General features: G+C 40.0%; 19 protein-coding genes. 18 read left to right on the top strand and 1 reads right to left on the bottom strand.

Translation table 11 applies throughout. The annotated features are described in order from the left end of the window. Window positions 1-5 precede the first annotated feature (5 nt). The 3 genes from rpe to spoVM all read left to right on the top strand — a co-directional run bounded on the left by rpe (window position 6) and on the right by spoVM (window position 1,531). Window positions 6-656 carry a ribulose-phosphate 3-epimerase gene (gene rpe / locus M3183_RS13530; RefSeq protein WP_251470555.1) on the top strand — a complete coding sequence of 217 codons (651 nt, stop codon included), beginning with the start codon at window positions 6-8 and terminating at the stop codon, window positions 654-656. Between the two features lie 37 nt (window positions 657-693). Further along, complete coding sequence (locus M3183_RS13525; RefSeq protein WP_251470612.1) at window positions 694-1,338, top strand: thiamine diphosphokinase; 645 nt, start codon at window positions 694-696, stop codon at window positions 1,336-1,338. A 109-nt stretch (window positions 1,339-1,447) separates the two neighbouring features. Beyond that, window positions 1,448-1,531, top strand: coding sequence for a stage V sporulation protein SpoVM (spoVM, locus tag M3183_RS13520; protein ID WP_251470611.1), 84 nt, complete (start codon window positions 1,448-1,450; stop codon window positions 1,529-1,531). Between the two features lie 131 nt (window positions 1,532-1,662). On the opposite strand, the gene rpmB is transcribed toward spoVM, so the two are convergent. Continuing rightward, the gene (gene rpmB, locus M3183_RS13515) at window positions 1,663-1,851 is read right to left on the bottom strand and encodes a 50S ribosomal protein L28 (protein WP_007087786.1); all 189 of its coding nucleotides are present in this window, start codon (window positions 1,849-1,851) and stop codon (window positions 1,663-1,665) included. A gap of 519 nt (window positions 1,852-2,370) precedes the next feature. Between rpmB and M3183_RS13510 the strand changes: the two genes are divergently transcribed. The 15 genes from M3183_RS13510 to ffh all read left to right on the top strand — a co-directional run bounded on the left by M3183_RS13510 (window position 2,371) and on the right by ffh (window position 19,770). Next, window positions 2,371-2,733, top strand: a complete 363-nt coding sequence (locus M3183_RS13510; protein WP_251470554.1) for an Asp23/Gls24 family envelope stress response protein — start codon at window positions 2,371-2,373, stop codon at window positions 2,731-2,733. A 15-nt stretch (window positions 2,734-2,748) separates the two neighbouring features. After that, window positions 2,749-4,440 (top strand): DAK2 domain-containing protein, encoded by a 1,692-nt coding sequence (locus M3183_RS13505; protein WP_251470551.1) that lies wholly within the window; start codon window positions 2,749-2,751, stop codon window positions 4,438-4,440. A gap of 347 nt (window positions 4,441-4,787) precedes the next feature. Next, window positions 4,788-5,450 carry an L-serine ammonia-lyase, iron-sulfur-dependent subunit beta gene (gene sdaAB / locus M3183_RS13500; protein ID WP_251470548.1) on the top strand — a complete coding sequence of 221 codons (663 nt, stop codon included), beginning with the start codon at window positions 4,788-4,790 and terminating at the stop codon, window positions 5,448-5,450. 29 nt (window positions 5,451-5,479) lie between these two features. Next, window positions 5,480-6,364 carry an L-serine ammonia-lyase, iron-sulfur-dependent, subunit alpha gene (gene sdaAA / locus M3183_RS13495; RefSeq protein WP_251470544.1) on the top strand — a complete coding sequence of 295 codons (885 nt, stop codon included), beginning with the start codon at window positions 5,480-5,482 and terminating at the stop codon, window positions 6,362-6,364. Continuing rightward, window positions 6,361-8,409, top strand: coding sequence for an ATP-dependent DNA helicase RecG (recG, locus tag M3183_RS13490; RefSeq protein ID WP_251470541.1), 2,049 nt, complete (start codon window positions 6,361-6,363; stop codon window positions 8,407-8,409). Before sdaAA ends, recG begins: the two co-directional genes overlap by 4 nt. Before the next feature lie 103 nt (window positions 8,410-8,512). Beyond that, window positions 8,513-9,079, top strand: coding sequence for a transcription factor FapR (fapR, locus tag M3183_RS13485; protein WP_251470538.1), 567 nt, complete (start codon window positions 8,513-8,515; stop codon window positions 9,077-9,079). A 12-nt stretch (window positions 9,080-9,091) separates the two neighbouring features. Then, window positions 9,092-10,093: a phosphate acyltransferase PlsX gene (gene plsX / locus M3183_RS13480; RefSeq protein WP_251470535.1), complete on the top strand. Its 1,002-nt coding sequence runs from the start codon at window positions 9,092-9,094 to the stop codon at window positions 10,091-10,093. Between the two features lie 4 nt (window positions 10,094-10,097). Next, window positions 10,098-11,045, top strand: coding sequence for an ACP S-malonyltransferase (gene fabD / locus M3183_RS13475; RefSeq protein ID WP_251470532.1), 948 nt, complete (start codon window positions 10,098-10,100; stop codon window positions 11,043-11,045). Next, entirely contained in the window at window positions 11,042-11,785 is a 744-nt protein-coding gene (gene fabG, locus M3183_RS13470) for a 3-oxoacyl-[acyl-carrier-protein] reductase (RefSeq protein WP_251470529.1), read from the top strand. The genes fabD and fabG overlap by 4 nt, the downstream gene beginning before the upstream one ends. 117 nt (window positions 11,786-11,902) lie before the next feature. After that, complete coding sequence (gene acpP, locus M3183_RS13465) at window positions 11,903-12,136, top strand: acyl carrier protein (protein WP_251470526.1); 234 nt, start codon at window positions 11,903-11,905, stop codon at window positions 12,134-12,136. A 286-nt stretch (window positions 12,137-12,422) separates the two neighbouring features. Then, complete coding sequence (gene rnc / locus M3183_RS13460; RefSeq protein WP_251470524.1) at window positions 12,423-13,163, top strand: ribonuclease III; 741 nt, start codon at window positions 12,423-12,425, stop codon at window positions 13,161-13,163. A 54-nt stretch (window positions 13,164-13,217) separates the two neighbouring features. Next, the gene (smc, locus tag M3183_RS13455; protein WP_251470521.1) at window positions 13,218-16,784 is read left to right on the top strand and encodes a chromosome segregation protein SMC; all 3,567 of its coding nucleotides are present in this window, start codon (window positions 13,218-13,220) and stop codon (window positions 16,782-16,784) included. A 200-nt stretch (window positions 16,785-16,984) separates the two neighbouring features. Then, window positions 16,985-17,974 carry a signal recognition particle-docking protein FtsY gene (ftsY, locus tag M3183_RS13450; RefSeq protein WP_251470518.1) on the top strand — a complete coding sequence of 330 codons (990 nt, stop codon included), beginning with the start codon at window positions 16,985-16,987 and terminating at the stop codon, window positions 17,972-17,974. Between the two features lie 98 nt (window positions 17,975-18,072). Next, window positions 18,073-18,405, top strand: a complete 333-nt coding sequence (locus M3183_RS13445) for a putative DNA-binding protein (protein WP_251470516.1) — start codon at window positions 18,073-18,075, stop codon at window positions 18,403-18,405. Window positions 18,406-18,417: 12 nt separating this feature from the next. Then, window positions 18,418-19,770, top strand: coding sequence for a signal recognition particle protein (gene ffh / locus M3183_RS13440; RefSeq protein WP_251470513.1), 1,353 nt, complete (start codon window positions 18,418-18,420; stop codon window positions 19,768-19,770). The last annotated feature ends 60 nt before the right edge of the window (window positions 19,771-19,830 follow it).

Raw genomic sequence — 19,830 nt, 5'->3', positions numbered from 1 at the left:
TGATTATGGTGAAGATAGCCCCTTCAATTCTTTCAGCTGATTTTTCAAAATTAGGGGAAGAAATTATTGCGGTTGAAAAAGCAGGTGCTGATTATATTCATGTTGATGTGATGGATGGACATTTTGTACCCAATATTACAATTGGTCCATTAATTGTAGATGCCATTCGTCCTGTGACAAAATTGCCGCTTGACTGTCATCTTATGATTGAAAACCCTGATCAATATATTGAAGCTTTTGCTAAAGCAGGTGCTGACTATATTACAGTTCATGTGGAGGCATGCCGCCACTTACATCGAACCATCCAAAGTATTAGATCGTACGGTGTGAAAGCAGGGGTTGTATTGAATCCTGCAACACCAGTAGATACGATTCAACATGTAATTGCTGACATTGATATGGTTTTGTTAATGTCGGTAAACCCAGGGTTCGGCGGGCAGAAATTTATTCCAGAAGTATTATCTAAAATCAGCCAGGTAAAACAAATGGCAGCAGCAAAAGGCTTTGATATTGAAATTGAAGTAGACGGCGGCGTTAATTCAGAAACTGCAGCCCAATGTGTGGAAGCTGGAGCTAATGTACTTGTCGCAGGCTCTGCAATATATAATCAAGAAGACTATGCGAAAGCTATATCGCACCTAAAAAGCCGGATTTAATGTCCGGCTTTTTGAATATGGAAATGAGGTAATAATGATGATTATCAATATTCTTGCAGGAGGTCCTGAAGACCATTTACCGGATTTGCACCATTATATAGGAAAAAATGTTATTTGGGTTGGTGTTGACCGAGGTGTATTTCATTTATTAAAAAGAAATATTAAACCTGACATCGCTTTTGGCGATTTTGATTCTGTATCCCGTGAGGAATTAACGTATATTGAAGAGGAAGTAAAAGAATTGAAACGTTACCATCCAATAAAGGATGAAACAGACATGGAGCTTGCCCTAAACTGGGCTTTAATGGAAAAGCCAGATACTATTCGTTTATTTGGAGCTACAGGCGGCAGGCTCGATCACTTATTTGCAAATGTACAGCTGCTAATTCAGCCATTAAAAGCTGGTCAGAAAACCGATATCTTTTTAATTGATAGATACAACGAGATTTTTTTGAGAGCACCGGGCACCTACACCATAAAAAAAACAGAGGAAAAGTATATATCGTTTGTTCCGCTGACCCTTGATGTATCAAACCTTACGCTTGAGGGCTTTAAGTATCCCTTGAAAGATCGTCATATTTCTCTTGGCTCCACACTATGTATTAGTAATGAACTTATTAGTGAATGTGGTACTTTTTCATTTTCTGAAGGCATATTAATAGTGATAAGAAGTCATGATTAATAGGCTCCTGAAAGTTGGTACTGATTTCGTTCGTTTGAATAAAATGGTATTGACGTTCGAAAGCTGTGGTTTGATATGAGAAGAGACGTGAGATTTGAGGAGGGACAGTATGAAATTTTATACAATTAAACTGCCGAAATTTTTAGGCGGAATTGTCCGAGCGATGATTGGTGCGTTTAATAAAAAAGAATAAAGATTATAATGCATTGCTCAATACCTTTTAATAAACAATAAAAAGTACCCATTCAATTTTGGGTGCTTTTTATTTTGGTATGTCAGGGAATTATTCATGAAAAGAGCATCCCTCATCAGGATGCCCCAAAATTATACGCGTTCAACTTTACCGGATCTTAACGCTCTTGCAGAAACCCAAACACGTTTTGGCTTTCCATCAACAAGAATACGAACTTTTTGAAGGTTGGCACCCCATGTACGCTTATTAGCGTTCATAGCGTGTGAACGTGCATTACCAGTTGTCGTTTTCTTTCCAGTTACAACACATTTACGTGGCATAATATTTCCCTCCTTAACTACCAAAAGCTTAATAGCTTGTATACCAAAATAGATATAGAAAAAAATGGCTAAGCCAAGTTTTCTAGCCTTCACATACTTTAATAATTTAACACACAACGATTATGAATGCAATACTTGTATCAAAACCTTTCAAGAAAAAAACCTTGACAACAAAAAAGCGGAAGCGCCTTGGTCAGCCCCGACAAGCAAATGTACTTCATCCCTGAAAGTTGCTTTTTAACTTTTAGGGATGAAGGTAAATTGACCTTGAGGGGCTGGGCACAGAAGCTGAACAAGAAGAAAAGCGGAAGCGCCTTCCGAAAAAGCATGGCTTGTTCCTGCAATGATAAATCACAGCTGTTTTTCTTAGTTCCAAGGAATGCTGATCATAAATCTTGTGGTGCTGGACAACTCTTAATGTTAAAATATATACTTTGGAAAGGTATGACTTTCCATATTGCTGTCACTATAGTAAAATTACTGTAGCCAAGGATCAATAATCCAAAGGGGGAACGATTCATGTCCATCGAATTACAAACCAAGTTCGGACAAATTGATATTTCAAATGAAGTAATCGCTACCATTGCTGGAGGAGCGGCAATTGAATGCTATGGAATCGTCGGCATGGCTTCTAAAAATCAAATAAAAGATGGTTTAACTGAAATACTGCGTAAAGAAAACTTTACCCGCGGTGTAATTGTCCGCCAGGAAAATGAGGAATTACATATTGATATGTACATTATTGTAAGCTATGGAACGAAAATTTCTGAAATTGCTCATAACGTGCAATCACAAGTTAAATATATCCTTGACAAGACAGTTGGGCTTGCCGCAAGTTCGGTAAATATTTACGTTCAGGGAGTTCGAGTAACTCTACCCTAGTGAGGAGGAAAATTTGTGTCAATTACAGCTTTAGATGGAAAACGTTTTGCTGAGATGATCATTTATGGTGCGAATCATCTAGCAGCAAATGCAAAAATGGTCGACGCATTAAACGTTTTCCCCGTACCGGATGGTGATACAGGAACCAATATGAATTTGTCCATGACCTCCGGGGCAAAGGAAGTAAAGAATAATATCCAAGAACACATCGGCAAGGTTGGAGCAGCCTTATCAAAAGGATTGCTTATGGGAGCACGAGGGAATTCTGGAGTTATTCTATCTCAGCTTTTTCGAGGATTTTCAAAAGACATTGAAAATAAAGCCGTTATTTCTGTAAACGACTTTGCCCATGCCTTAGAGGCCGGGGTGGAAACAGCTTATAAAGCTGTTATGAAGCCAGTGGAAGGGACCATTTTAACAGTAGCAAAAGATGCGGCTAAAAAAGGGATTCAGACTGCCGAGAAAACGGACGATATTATTGTTTTAATGGAAGAAGTTTTAAAGGAAGCGAAAGCATCTTTAAAAAGGACACCTGAGCTTCTGCCGGTATTAAAAGAAGTTGGCGTTGTTGACAGCGGCGGACAAGGTCTGGTATGTGTCTACGAAGGATTTCTTGCTGAATTAAAGGGTGAAAAGCTTTCCGATACAGTAAGTGTTCTTCCATCAATGGATGAATTAGTGAGTGCCGAACATCATAAAAGTGTGCAATCTCATATCAATACGGAAGATATCGTATTTGGCTACTGTACAGAATTTATGGTGAAATTCGAAGCGGATAAAACAGCTAAACACCCTTTTCAAGAGGAAGTATTCCGTAATGATCTTAGTAAAATGGGGGATTCCCTGCTGGTTATTGCTGATGACGAACTCGTTAAGGTTCACGTTCACTCTGAACAGCCTGGAGAAGTTTTATCATATGGCCAGCGCTATGGCAGTTTAATTAATATGAAGATTGAAAATATGCGCCAGCAGCATTCTAATATTGTAGGGGAAACGAAAAATAACTCAGTTTCTAAACAGCCTGAACAGCCTGAAGGTCCTAAAGAAAAACAAGAATACGGAATAGTTACTGTTTCAATGGGAGCAGGTATTGCGGAATTATTCAAGAGCATCGGTGCCCATGAAGTGATAGAAGGCGGTCAAACAATGAATCCAAGTACCGAGGATATTGTCAAGGCCGTAGAGAAGGTAAATGCTAAAAAGGTATTTATTTTGCCGAATAACAAAAACATCATCATGGCTGCTGAGCAGGCAGTACAAGTGTCTGAAGATGAAATTTATGTAATACCATCGAAAACCGTTCCACAAGGTTTATCTGCACTGCTTGCCTTTAATCCTTCTGCTGATGCAAAGACAAATGAAGAAGCTATGGAAGCAGCATTAAACCATGTTAAGACAGGACAAATTACGTATGCTGTCCGCGATACTCAAATCGATGGTTTGGATATTGAGAAAGATGATTTCATGGGAATTGCAGAGGGTAAAATTGTCGTAAAAAATAAAGATAAAGAAGCAGCCGTAAAGGATTTACTTTCACATATGCTCGATGAGGATTCAGAAATACTCACCATCATATATGGAGAGGATATTACTGAAACAGAACTCAATCAGCTGACAGAGTATGTAGAGGAAAACTTTTCCGATGTTGAGATTGAAATCCATAATGGCCAGCAGCCGCTATATTCTTACATCTTTTCAATTGAATAAGTAACGTTTAAAATAGAGGATGGGTCTCGCAGAAGAGGTCCATCCTCTATTTTTAAAAGTAAAGAAAGAATAAAATCCTAAATCTTGAAACATGACCAGCACAGCGCCCAGCCAGCTTTCATCCTCGAAAAAAATGCTTCAAGTATTGCGAAAGCGATAGCTTTGAACAGCTCGAGGTGTAATAATCTTCGGCCCTAAAAGGTTAAAGGACAGCTTTCAGTGCGAAGAATAATTACTTGTCCGAGTTGGTCAAAATGCTTTGGCTTTTTTATCATATGTATTAGCTTATTTTTAGTAAATGAATAGAGATGGTAAAAAATCTATTTAAAACGGAGAGGAGAAACCATATGAAATATAGAAGCGTATTTGACATTATTGGTCCGGTTATGATTGGACCTTCAAGTTCACATACTGCAGGCGCTGCAAGAATTGGGCGTGTTGCTAGAAGTCTTTTTGGCAGGGAGCCTAAATGGGCCAATATTTCATTATATGGCTCATTTGCCCAAACCTACAAAGGACATGGTACAGATGTAGCTGTTATTGGCGGCTTACTTGATTTTGATACCGATGATCAAAGAATCATTCATGCTATTGATATTGCAAATGAGCGCGGCATGAAAATTACTTTTATTGAAGAAGATGCCGTAACAGACCACCCAAATACAGCCAGAGTGATCATTGGCGACCATGATGGGGAATTAGAATTGGTCGGCATATCAATCGGCGGCGGTAAAATTGAAATTACTGAATTAAATGGATTTGAATTAAAGCTTTCTGGGAATCACCCAGCATTACTCGTCATGCATAATGATCGTTTCGGCACCATTGCAAATGTTGCCAATACGCTTGCCAAATATGAAATTAATATTGGTCATATGGAAGTTTCCCGCAAGGAAGTCGGGAAATTGGCCCTAATGACAATCGAAGTAGATCAGAATATTAATAATCAGCTGATTGAAGAACTTGAACAGCTGCCTAATATTCTAAAAGCAACTAAGATAGCCGACTAAAGTCAATCAGGGAATTAGGGGGGAATATTGTGTTCCGTAATGTAGCTGAATTAGTAGAACTTGCAGTCAGTCAAAATAAAAAGATTTCCGAAATTATGATTGAACAGGAAGTAATGGTAAGCGGCCGTACAAAAGAGGAAATTTTGGGTTTAATGGATAGGAACCTTACTGTCATGGAGAAAGCCGTTGAGCGGGGAATTAATGGGGTTAAATCTCATTCCGGATTAACTGGCGGGGATGCGGTTCTGATGCAGAAATATATTGAAAAAGGAAATTTTTTATCAGGTGAAACCATTCTTGATGCCGTAAGTAAGGCAGTTGCAACAAATGAAGTAAATGCCGCAATGGGAACAATTTGTGCAACACCGACAGCAGGTTCTGCGGGAGTTGTTCCGGGAACATTGTTTGCGGTTCAGAAAAAATTAAACCCTACAAGGGAACAAATGATTTCATTTCTTTTTACAGCAGGTGCTTTCGGCTTTGTAGTAGCCAATAATGCTTCCATTTCAGGTGCTGCCGGAGGATGTCAGGCAGAGGTCGGTTCTGCTGCCGGAATGGCTGCGGCAGCAATAGTTGAAATGGCTGGAGGTACACCTCAGCAATGTGCCGAAGCAATGGCAATTACCTTAAAGAATATGCTTGGTTTAGTATGCGATCCTGTAGCGGGCCTTGTAGAGGTGCCTTGTGTTAAGCGAAATGCTATGGGAGCAGCTAATGCGATGGTTGCGGCTGATATGGCATTGGCTGGAATTACCAGCCGTATTCCATGTGATGAAGTGATTGATGCTATGTATAGAATCGGGCAGGCCATGCCATCTGCATTAAGAGAAACAGCACAGGGAGGGTTGGCGGCAACTCCAACAGGACGACGGCTTGAGGCTAAAATTTTTGGAATGCCGCTGAATGAAAAGTGAATCAATATCTTAATCAATCAGTAGAAGTATTAAAGGGGATTGGTGAAGAAACGGCTGAAACCTTGTCAGAAATGAAAATCCATACGATTCAGGATTTATTAGAATATTTTCCATATCGGTATGAGGATTATCGTCTTCGAGACTTAAGCGAGGTCAAGCATGAAGAGAAGGTAACAGTCGAAGGGGAGGTTCATAGTGAGCCTTCTCTTGTCTATTATGGCAGAAAAAAATCGAAGCTTACGATTCGCCTTCTAGTCGGGCGATATTTGATTAAGGCAGTCTTTTTTAACCAACCCTATTTAAAAAAGAAAATGATCATCAATGAAACTGTAACAGTGACAGGAAAATGGGATGCCCACCGTCAGACGATCACGGGGCAGGAACTACAGCTTGGAAGCAACACGAAACAGCATGATTTTGAACCGGTTTATTCATTGAAAGGTAAAATCACCAAAAAAGGGATGCGGAAATTTATTAGTCTTGCTTTTCAACAATTTGGGGGATATATAGAAGAAACGCTGCCAGAAACATTGCTGCACAAATATCGTCTTCTGGGACGACGTGAATGTATCAAAGCCATGCATTTTCCGGGTAATCAAGAAGATGTTAAACAGGCAAGAAGAAGACTGGTATATGAGGAATTTCTTCAATTTCAATTAAAAATGCAGGGATTAAGAAAATTTGAACGGGAGCACTCCCCAGGGATTAAACAAGACTATGATCTTGAAAAATTACAAGAATTTATTAATAATCTTCCATTTCCGTTAACAAATGCGCAAAAAAGGGTTGTTAATGAAGTATTAACGGACATGTTATCGCCTTACAGGATGAACCGTTTATTACAGGGGGATGTTGGGGCAGGAAAAACTGTGGCAGCAGCCATAGCTCTATATGCATCATGCACTGCAGGATTTCAGGGTGCCCTCATGGTTCCAACGGAGATTTTAGCTGAACAGCATGCGGATTCCTTAAAACAGTTATTTGAGTCCTTTGCAATCAGATGTGAACTGCTGACAAGCTCTGTTAAAGGAAAGAGGAGAAAAGAGATTTTAGCTGAATTGGCTGCTGGAAATATTAATATTTTAATTGGCACCCATGCACTTATTCAAGATGAGGTTTCTTTTAAACGATTAGGACTTGTCATTACAGATGAACAACACCGTTTTGGTGTAGAACAGCGGCGTGTTCTGCGCGAAAAAGGAGAAAATCCTGATGTCTTATTTATGACGGCAACACCCATTCCGAGAACACTTGCGATTACCGTTTTCGGTGAAATGGACGTATCCGTTATCGATGAAATGCCGGCTGGAAGAAAAAAAATCGAGACTTACTGGTCTAAGCCTGAAATGCTCGAACGTGTCCTTGGATTTGTAGAAAAAGAATTGATTAAGGGTCATCAGGCATATATTATTTGCCCATTGATTGAGGAGTCGGACAAGCTCGATGTCCAGAATGCGATTGATGTTCACACTGCACTGAGCCACTATTTTCAAAATCGATACCATGTAGGATTGATGCATGGACGCTTAAGTTCAGAAGAAAAAGATTCAGTTATGAAAGCATTCAGTCTTAATGAGGTTCAGGTGCTGGTATCGACTACGGTCGTTGAAGTTGGGGTTAACGTACCTAATGCTACCATTATGGTTATTTATGATGCCGAAAGATTTGGCCTTTCACAACTCCATCAGCTGCGTGGAAGGGTTGGCCGCGGAAGTGATCAATCATATTGTATTTTACTTGCCAATCCTAAATCTGAAACAGGTCAGGAAAGAATGAGAATCATGACCGAAACAAATGATGGCTTTGTTCTAAGTGAAAAAGATTTAGAACTAAGGGGCCCGGGTGACTTTTTTGGAAAAAAACAAAGCGGGATTCCAGAATTTAAGGTGGCAGACATGGTACATGATTACCGTGCGCTTGAAACAGCCCGAAATGATGCAGCGCTCTTGATTCAATCACACTATTTTTGGAAGGCGCCAGAGTATTCTAATTTAAGAAATCAACTGGAGATTTCAGGAATATTAGAGGGAGAAAAGCTGGACTAAGCTAAAAGCAGATTACAGGAAAGTAAGTTATTCTTGCAATCTGCTTTTTTAACTTTTATACTACTCTTAGTACCTAGTCATAAGATCTCGGACGGTGTATCAAATGCGAAGAAATAAAAAAGAGCGGCAGGGTATGCTTGCTGCAACAATTAATGAAAACCCATTTGTCACAGATGAGGAACTCGCTGAGAAATTTAAAGTAAGTGTTCAGACGATTCGTTTGGACAGGTTGGAATTATCGATTCCAGAACTTCGAGAACGTATAAAAACAGTGGCTGAGAAACGATTTGAGGCAGAAGTACGCTCATTACCATTGGATGAAGTAATTGGCGAAATTATCGATATTGAACTTGACCAAAGTGCTATTTCCATATTTGATGTAAAGGAAGAACACGTATTTAAACGGAATAATATTGCGAGGGGGCATCATCTTTTCGCTCAGGCAAACTCACTTGCAGTAGCAGTCATAAATGATGAATTGGCGTTAACAGCAAAGGCCAATATTCAATTTAAGCGGTCTGTTAAGCTGAACGAGCGCGTGGTGGCTAAAGCGAAAGTGAATAAAATTGATGACAAGAATGGCAGAACCACTGTTGAAGTAACAAGTTTTGTGAATAATGAATTGGTCTTTACCGGAGACTTTGAAATGTATCGTTCGAAAACTAACTAAAGGATGAGACAGATGAAAATTGCAATTGATGCGATGGGCGGGGATCATGCTCCAAAGGAAATCGTCTTAGGGGCCTTGAAGGCAGTAGAAGCTTTTCCAGATATTGAAATCACTCTAGTCGGAGACGAAAATAAAATAAAAGAAACTTTAACAAGTCATGATCGAATTTCTATTATACATACAACTGATGTAATTCTTGGTACTGATGAACCGGTAAGGGCAGTCCGACGCAAGAAAAATGCATCCATGGTACTGGCTGCCCAGCAGGTAGCGGACGGGACAGCAGATGCTTGTCTTTCTGCAGGAAATACAGGTGCACTTATGGCTGCTGGTCTTTTTGTGGTAGGAAGAATTGAAGGAATTGACCGGCCTGCATTAGCGCCCACACTTCCAACACTCGGCGGGGAGGGTTTCCTGCTTTTAGATGTAGGGGCAAATGCAGATGCAAAACCTGAGCACCTGCTTCAATATGCCATAATGGGTTCCATTTACTGTCAGAAGGTTAGAGGTATATCAAATCCAAGGGTTGGACTTTTAAATATTGGAACAGAAGAGAAAAAAGGCAATGATTTAACAAAGCATGCTTTTGATTTGTTAAAATCAGCAAACTTACATTTTGTCGGCAATGTTGAGGCGCGTGATTTGCTTAATGGTGTGGCTGATGTTGTTGTAACAGATGGATTCACTGGAAACATGGTGTTAAAAACCGTTGAAGGAACTGCCCTTTCAATGTTTAAAATGTTAAAAACTACTTTAATGAGCAGCTTTAAAAGCAAATTAGCCGCTGCCATTTTAAAGCCAAATCTTATGCAGTTAAAAAATACACTTGATTATTCCGAATATGGCGGGGCTGCGCTGTTTGGACTGAAAGCTCCAGTCATAAAAGCACACGGCTCTTCAAATGCCCGTGCGTTATATAGTGCAGTAAGGCAGACGAGGGAAATGGCCGCAAACAATGTTGTCGGTCAAATTAAACAAACTATTGAAGAAACAAAGCAAAAGCATGGGGAGTGATTAGATGAAGAAAATCGCATTTGTGTTTCCAGGACAAGGATCACAAACGGTTGGAATGGGAAAAGACCTTGCGGAAAAATATCCAGATGTAATGGCATATTTCCAAAAGGCAGATGAAACATTAAATAGTCCATTAAGTCAATTGATTTTTGAGGGACCAAAGGAAGAGTTGACATTAACCGTAAACACGCAGCCAGCACTATTAACAACGAGCATTGCTCTTTTGGACTTCTTTCAAAAATCCGGAGTGAAAGCCGATTTTGTTGCCGGCCATAGTTTAGGTGAATATACAGCACTAGTTGCTGCCGGCGTCTTAAGCTTCGCTGATGGTGTTTTTGCGGTTAGAAAAAGAGGCGAATTTATGGAAAACGCCGTACCAAATGGTGAAGGTTCGATGGCTGCTGTTTTAGGCCTTGACCGTAACAAGCTTTCCGCTGTAACAGAAGCAGTAACGGCATCAGGAATGCCTGTTGCTTTAGCCAATTTAAATTGTCCTGGTCAAATTGTTATTTCTGGTTCAAAAGCAGGAGTAGAATCGGCTGGTGTAAAAGCAAAAGAAGCAGGGGCTAAAAGAGTTCTGCCGCTGGAAGTGAGCGGTCCATTCCATTCACCATTAATGGAACCAGCTGCCACAAAACTGAGAGAAGTATTGGACGGACTTGAAATGAATGATGCCAGGATCCCTGTTATCGCTAATGTAACTGCAGAACCCGTAACAAAAGCGGAAGAAATTAAGGATCAATTAATTGAGCAGCTTTATTCTCCTGTTCTATGGGAAGATTCGATACAAAAAATGATTGAATTAGGGGTTGACACCTTTATTGAAATTGGACCTGGAAAAGTTCTTTCTGGATTAATTAAAAAAATTGATAAAACTGTCACGATTTATTCTGTTTCGGATGAAGCAGCCGCTTCAAGTGTAATCGATGCCTTAAAGGAGGAAAAGCTATGAGTTTAGCAGGGAAGTCAGCACTGGTTACAGGAGCATCTCGAGGAATCGGCCGTGAAGTAGCTCTTGAGCTTGCTAAGCAGGGGGCAAATGTAGCAGTAAATTTTGCCGGAAGTGAAGAGAAGGCAAACGAAGTTGTAGATGAAATCAAAGCACTTGGCAGGGAAGCATTTGCTATAAAATGCAATGTATCTGATTCTAGTGAAGTGGCTGAAATGGTGAAAGCAACAATTGATCATTTTGGCAGTCTTGATATTCTCGTTAATAATGCGGGGATTACAAGAGATAATTTACTTATGAGAATGAAGGAAGAAGAATGGGATGATGTCATTAATACAAACCTTAAAGGGGTTTTCTTAGTGACAAAAGCGGTAACAAGACAAATGATGAAGCAGAGAAAAGGAAGAATAATTAATATGGCTTCTATTGTCGGAATCAGCGGTAATCCGGGGCAGGCAAACTATGTTGCAGCAAAAGCGGGGGTTATTGGTTTAACGAAAACCACTGCTAAGGAGCTTGCTTCTCGTAATATTACCGTTAATGCAATTGCTCCAGGTTTTATCACTACTGATATGACAGATAAACTTCCTGAAGATGTAAAAGCAGAAATGTTAAAACAAATCCCCCTCGCCCGTTTAGGAGAACCAAAAGATATAGCCAAAGCGGCGGCATTTCTTGCTTCAGACGACGCTGAATATATAACTGGGCAAACATTACATATTGATGGCGGAATGGTCATGTAAATGACACGCTTTTTGCCCGCTTCGGAGCGCCTGGCTGTCGGAACTGAACAATTCGCAAAGTTCGTCTGTATTATTTAAAAGAAATCCTTTATAATAGCTTGAGGGGAGGTGAAAAGCATGGCAGAGGTATTAGAACGTGTAACAAAGATCGTCGTTGACCGTTTAGGAGTGGACGAGTCTCAAGTAACACTTGAAGCTTCGTTTAAAGATGATCTTGGTGCTGATTCCCTTGACGTAGTTGAATTAGTAATGGAATTAGAAGATGAGTTTGATATGGAAATTTCTGACGAAGATGCTGAAAAAATTGGCACAGTAGGTGATGCTGTGAACTACATAAATAGCAAAAAGTAAATTTCGTTAGAGCATGCACCTAAAGCCCCGTTTTCAAACGGGGCTTTCTTGTCTGGCTGCGGCGCCAAGCGGCTCGAGTAATAAACCAAGCCGTCAAGATGGTTAAAGAGCAGCCATTACGACGCTAGTCTTATTCTTGTCGCCCCTGAACGTGGCGCCTTCGCTTTTCTTACTGTAAAATAGACTTGGCAAATAGTATTTAATTTTGCCAAGTTTCTTTGCGTTTTGTGAAAGTTTTTCTTAAACTAACAATATCAGTTGAATTTAGTACAAGGTGGAGACATTAATGCGCATGAATGGGAAAGAAAAAGGAGTAAACAACCGTGGAAGGGATTACCAATTTAAGGATTTCCAACAGATGATAGGAATTTCATTTACCAACGAAAAATTATTAAGACATGCTTTTACTCATTCATCATATGTGAATGAGCATCGAAGAAAGCCTTTTGAAGATAATGAAAGGCTGGAGTTTTTAGGAGATGCTGTTCTTGAGTTAACTGTGTCACAATTCCTTTTCAAAAAGTATCCGACAATGAAAGAAGGAGAGTTAACAAAACTGAGGGCTGCTATAGTTTGTGAGCCGTCACTTGTAACTTTTGCCAATGAACTTCAGTTTGGTAAATTCATATTGCTTGGTAAAGGGGAAGAAATGACTGGCGGAAGAGAACGTCCCGCATTACTTGCGGATGTTTTTGAGGCATTCATTGGTGCACTTTATTTAGATCAAGGAATTGAAACTGTAATTAGATTCTTGGAAAGAACTGTATACCCTAAAGTAAATGCCGGTGCTTTTTCTCATGTGATGGATTTTAAAAGCCAATTGCAGGAGTATGTTCAGCGGGATGGTACGGGTATGATTGAATATCATGTCCTCCAGGAAAAAGGCCCAGCCCACAATAAAGAATTTGTCTCTAAGGTCACTCTTAATGGTGAAGAGCTGGGAACGGGAACAGGAAGGTCAAAAAAAGAAGCTGAACAGCATGCTGCACAAAAAGCTTTAGAAGTATTGAAAACCAAGACAACTTAGAATGGGCAAATGTATAGAGGAGAAATCCCTTTAGCATTTAGGGAGGATAAAGTAATGTTTTTAAAACGGTTGGACATTATTGGCTTTAAATCTTTTGCTGACCGAATTAGTGTGGATTTTGTTACTGGGGTAACAGCGGTAGTCGGTCCTAATGGCAGCGGTAAAAGTAATATTACAGATGCAATTCGCTGGGTTTTAGGAGAGCAATCTGCCAAATCCTTGCGCGGGAGTAAAATGGAGGACATCATTTTCGCCGGCAGTGATACAAGAAAGCCGCTTAATTTTGCAGAGGTGACCTTAACATTAGACAACGAGGAGCAAGGCCTTTCGATTGATTATAATGAAGTAAGTGTAACACGCAGAGTTACCCGCTCTGGAGATAGTGAATTTTTTATCAATAAACAGCCGTGCAGGCTGAAGGACATTATTGATTTATTTATGGATTCTGGGCTTGGCCGGGAAGCATTTTCCATTATCAGCCAAGGAAAAGTAGAAGAAATATTAAATAGCAAAGCAGAAGACAGGAGAACGATCTTTGAAGAAGCAGCAGGGGTTTTAAAATACAAGACCCGTAAGAAGAAAGCTGAAGGAAAATTAGCCGAGACACAGGAAAATTTAAACCGTGTCTATGATATCTTGCATGAACTTGAAGGCCAAGTAGAGCCGTTAAAGATACAAGCCTCCATGGCAAAGGATTTTTTAGAGAAAAAAGAAGAACTTGAGAAATTTGAAGTAGCTTTAACTGTATATGAAATTGAGGAATTAAATAAGAAATGGGAAGACCATTCAAAACAGCTGGAGGACCATCAGCAAGAGGAATTAAAACTATCAAGTGAGCTGCAATTAAAAGAAGCCAAGATCGTTGAAACAAGAGACAAAATGACGGCATTGGATGAATCGATTACTGAGCTTCAAAATGTTCTGCTTCATGCAAGTGAAGAACTTGAAAAGCTTGAAGGGCGCAAGGAAGTCCTAAAAGAAAGGCGGAAAAATGCGGCCCAGAATAAAGAACAGTTAAAAATGAATATTTCCGAATTGACGGATAAGATTGCAGCATTAACACAAAATCGGGATTCTTTTGCGGATTCAGTAAGCAATCTGGAGAAGCAGGTGCAACAATTGCAGGCACAGTTAAAGGGAAAACAGGAAAAACTGCAATTATATGGGGAAAATATTGATGAAAAAATTGATGCATTAAAAGATGAATATATTGAGCTGTTAAATGAACAAGCCAGTGCCAAAAATGAATTGAAATATATTGAAGAGCAATTTCAGCAGCAGGAAAGAAAGAGCACTCGTCTAGATGATGAAAATCAAAAATTTTTGCTGGAGCGCGAAAAAGCTGAAAAGAAAAAGGCGGATATTCAAGCAGAACTTGATGATACTGGAAAAAAACTAGATGCCCAGGTTGCAGGGTTTCGCGAACATAAACGGCAGCTTGAATCCGTAAAGAATAACTATCAAAAACAGGAAAAGACGTTATATCAAGCCTATCAGCTGCTGCAGCAGGCTAAATCAAAAAAGGACATGCTTGAAGAACTAGAGGAAGATTACTCTGGATTTTTCCAAGGGGTTAAAGAAGTGTTAAAGGCCCGCGGCAGTAAGCTAAAAGGGATAGAAGGAGCTGTTGCTGAACTGATTACTGTTCCAAAAGAATATGGAACAGCAATTGAAACCGCCCTTGGGGGATCCCTTCAGCATATAGTAGTTGATACAGAACAAAACGGCCGGGCTGCCATTCAATATTTAAAACAGTATTCATATGGAAGAGCCACCTTTTTACCCCTTAATGTTATTAAAGGCAGAACATTGTCCCAGGCACAAATATCCATGATAAAGGGGCATCCGTCTCTTATTGGACCTGCTGTAAGTCTTGTTCGATTTGAAGGAAAATATGCTGAAATCATGAATAACCTATTAGGCAGTGTTGTGATTACAAAAGATTTAAAAGGGGCAAATGAGTTAGCAAAAATTCTTCAATATCGTGTACGGCTGGTAACTCTTGATGGTGATGTAGTTAATCCTGGCGGCTCCATGACTGGCGGAACTGTTAAACAGAAGACATCCTCTTTGTTAACAAGAAAAGGAGAACTTGAGGACCTGAAAGAAAAGCTTGTTATTATGGAGGAAAAAACAGCGGCTTTAGAGGCAGCTGTTAAGTCCCTAAAAGAGGAAGTAACCTTAAAAGAATCGCAGCTTGAAGAGATGCGTAAAAATGGAGAAGAATTAAGGCTCATTGAACAGACTTTAAAGGGTAATCAACGCGCGGCGGAATTGGAAGAAAAAAATATCAATGAAAGACTGGAAATATATGACCTTGAAAAAGGACAAATTGCTGAAGAAATCAGTACTCTATCCTCTAGGAAGAAAAATATTACTCAATCACTAATTGTTTATCAAACACAAATTAGCGAACTTGACCAGCAAATTATGCAGTTAACTGAGCGGAAGACAAATGACCTTACATCGAAGGAAGCACTAACAACTGAGATTAATGATTTAAAAGTTGCGTTTGCTTCTAAGAATGAGCAATATATGCATTTGAAAGAGCGGTTTGGCGCAATTGCAATAGAGCTTGAGGAAAGCGAGCAAAAGCTTTCCATTCTTAAGGAAGATTTAAGTCTTTTATCATCGGAAATGTCAAACAGCAGTTCAGGTGAGGAACAATTAGTAGAAGCAGCCAAACGTAAGCAGCAAGATAAAGAAGCAACATTACAATTAATTACTTCTAGACGGCAGGAACGTCTGGGACTACAAGATGCATTAGAAAATTTGGAAATAGAAACAAGAGAAGCCAAACGCATTCATAAAGGCATGACGGTCGTATTAAAAGATGAGGAAGTAAAATTGAACCGCTTGGATGTTGAACTAGAAAATCGTCTTGCCCGCTTAAGAGAAGAATATTTATTATCTTTTGATGGAGCGAAGGAACAATACCCGTTATCAATTCCAGTTGAGGAAGCACGTAAAAAGGTCAAACTGATTAAGCTTGCCATTGACGAACTTGGCAATGTAAATTTAGGTGCTATTGAAGAATATGAACGCGTTTCTGAACGTTATGAGTTTTTAAATGAACAAAAAACAGATCTTCAAGAAGCGAAAGATACCCTTTTCCAGGTAATTGATGAAATGGATGAGGAAATGAAAAAACGTTTTAAACAAACATTTGATGGGGTTCGTTCCCATTTTGAACCTGTTTTTCGAGCACTTTTCGGCGGAGGACATGCTGATTTAATCCTGACAGAGCCTGATGATATTCTAAATACAGGCGTTGAAATTGTCGCACAGCCTCCCGGGAAGAAATTACAGAATTTAGGGCTCCTATCAGGCGGGGAACGTGCCTTAACAGCCATTGCGTTATTATTTTCCATATTAAAGGTGCGCCCTGTGCCTTTCTGTATTCTCGATGAAGTGGAAGCAGCATTGGATGAAGCTAATGTTCAGCGTTTTAGCCAATATTTAAAACGCTACAGCAGCGAAACCCAGTTTATCGTGATTACCCATCGAAAAGGAACAATGGAAGAGGCAGATGTCCTTTATGGTATAACCATGCAGGAATCAGGTGTCTCTAAACTTGTATCTGTCCGGCTGGAAGATACAAAGGAACTTGTTCAATCTTAAAAGGCAGTGCTAAATGACATTTTGATTTTTAAAACTATGTTGAGTGGAATAGCAGCTGCACGAAGATTTCTGCAAGAGTACGGGACAGAGAAGATTCCGCACGCGCCAAAGCGGCGTCGAGGAGGCTCCTCAAAACTTGACAGGTAAAGTCCTGAAGCACAGGACAATTTCACAGAACCAAAACTAAAGGAAGTGAAAGAATGAGTTTTTTTAAGAAGTTAAAAGATAAAATCACTAAATCAACAGATTCTGTGACGGAAAAATTTAAAGAAGGTCTTACAAAAACAAGGGACAATTTTTCAGGAAAAGTAAATGACTTGATTGCAAGATACCGTAAAGTGGATGAAGATTTTTTCGAAGAATTAGAAGAGATTCTGATTCAAGCAGATGTAGGCTTCGATACCGTAATGGAGCTGATTGATGAGCTGAAAATGGAAGTAAAACGACGCAACATACAAGATCCACAAGAGGTAGAGAGTGTTATCTCTGAAAAGCTGGTAGATATCTATAATTCTGGAGAGGAATTAACTTCCGAATTGAATATCCAAGAGGAAGGTCTTACAGTGATCTTATTTGTTGGGGTAAACGGCGTTGGCAAAACGACCACAATTGGCAAACTTGCACATAAGTTTAAAAGCGAGGGGAAAAAAGTGCTATTAGCAGCAGGAGACACATTCCGTGCTGGTGCAATTGAACAGCTCGAAGTATGGGGCGATAGAGTTGGTGTAGAGACTATTAAACAGGGGGAAGGATCAGACCCGGCTGCGGTTATGTATGATGCCATCCAAGCTGCAAAATCACGTAAAGTTGATATTTTGCTTTGTGATACAGCAGGCAGATTACAAAATAAAGTAAACTTAATGAAAGAATTAGAAAAGGTTAAGCGGGTGATTGAACGGGAAATTCCAGGTGCTCCCCATGAAGTGCTGCTTGTTCTTGACGCAACTACAGGACAAAATGCACTCATTCAAGCCAAAACCTTCAAAGAAGCAACCAATGTCAGCGGGATTGTCCTTTCTAAATTGGATGGTACGGCTAAAGGCGGGATTGTACTAGCGATTCGTAAGGAATTGAATATCCCGGTCAAGTTTGTAGGGCTTGGTGAACGAATGGATGATCTCCAGGAATTTGATGCTGAAAAATATGTTTATGGTTTGTTTGCGGAACAGGTAGATAAAGCAGAGGTATAGAAACCTGCAGTTGTAAAGGTATTTTCTTGACAGATACAATATGGCTGTGTACACTTCTTTGTAAAGGTATTTCACTTAACATTAAAGGAGACGCTGGCATGATAGAAAAAACAACGCGAATGAATTACTTATATGATTTCTATAACTCGTTGTTAACGCCAAAACAGAAAAGCTACATGTCTCTTTATTATCTAGATGATTTCTCTCTTGGTGAAATTGCTGAAGAATATGGAGTCAGCCGGCAGGCCGTTTATGATAATATTAAACGGACAGAAGCCATGCTTGAGGAATATGAAGAAAAGCTGCTGCTGCTGCAAAAGTTTCAAGAGCGTTCAGGGCTGATAAAAAAGATGAAAAAAATGCTTATGGAGGAAAAGCCTTCAAAGCAAGATTTACTTGAGGCCATTAGTAAACTGGATAATTTAGATTAGGGGGCGGCATTGATGGCATTTGAAGGATTAGCCGACCGACTGCAAAGTACGATTCAAAAAATCCGCGGTAAAGGGAAAGTTTCTGAAGCGGATGTAAAAGAAATGATGCGTGAAGTTCGTCTTGCTCTATTAGAGGCTGACGTTAACTTTAAAGTTGTCAAAGACTTTGTTAAGAAAGTCAGTGAACGGGCTGTTGGGCAGGAAGTATTAAAAAGCTTAACGCCAGGCCAGCAGATTATCAAGATTGTTAATGAAGAATTAACAGCCTTAATGGGCGGCGAGCAAAGTAAAATTGCCGTCTCTAACCGCCCGCCGACTGTTATTATGATGGTTGGTCTGCAGGGGGCTGGTAAAACCACGACAACTGGCAAGCTTGCTAATTTGCTGCGTAAAAAGTATAACCGCAAGCCATTGCTTGCTGCTGGCGATATTTATCGTCCTGCGGCAATTAAGCAGCTTGAGACGCTTGGAAAACAATTAAGCATGCCGGTTTTCTCGTTGGGGGATCAAGTAAGTCCTGTGGAAATTGCCAAAAAGGCAATTGAACAGGCAAAAGAGGAACATAATGATTATGTTCTCATAGATACTGCCGGACGCCTGCATGTTGATGAAGCTTTAATGAATGAATTAAAAGACATCAAAGAATTAACAAAGCCGGATGAAATTTTCCTTGTTGTTGATGCCATGACTGGACAGGATGCGGTAAATGTAGCTCAGAGCTTTAATGAACAGCTTGGGATTACCGGGGTTATCCTGACAAAACTTGACGGGGATACACGGGGCGGTGCGGCACTTTCAATTCGTGCTGTCACTGAAAAACCGATTAAATTTGTCGGTATGGGTGAAAAAATGGATGCCCTTGAGCCGTTTCATCCGGAACGAATGGCATCCAGGATACTGGGTATGGGTGATGTGCTGACACTAATTGAAAAAGCACAGACCAATATTGATGAAGAAAAGGCAAAAGAATTAGAACAGAAAATGCGTACGGCAACATTTACGCTCGATGATTTCTTAGACCAGCTCGGACAGGTACGGAAGCTGGGGCCGCTTGATGAATTATTGAAAATGATGCCAGGTGCAAATAAAATCAAGGGCTTAAATAATATTCAAATCGATGAAAAGCAAATTGCACATGTAGAAGCAATCATCAAGTCGATGACGAAAGACGAAAAGATTCATCCTGAACTTATGAACTCAAGCCGCAAGCGGCGGATCGCCAAAGGCAGCGGACGTACTGTGTCTGAAGTCAACCGCCTGCTTAAACAATTTGAAGACATGAAGAAAATGATGAAGCAAATGACAGGCATGCAGCAAAAATCAAAGAAAAAAGGCGGATTCAAATTCCCGTTTAAGCCTTTTTAAAGAGAAAAGCAGAAGCGCCTTGACAGGGGCGGCAGGCATAAGAGCCGGCGAGAAGGATGT

It is taken from the genome of Neobacillus mesonae (genome assembly GCF_023715155.1).
GTDB lineage: Bacteria > Bacillota > Bacilli > Bacillales > Cytobacillaceae > Neobacillus > Neobacillus mesonae_A.
The sequence above is the reverse complement of the archived record's forward strand: the minus strand, read 5'-3'. Positions and strand labels throughout refer to the sequence as shown.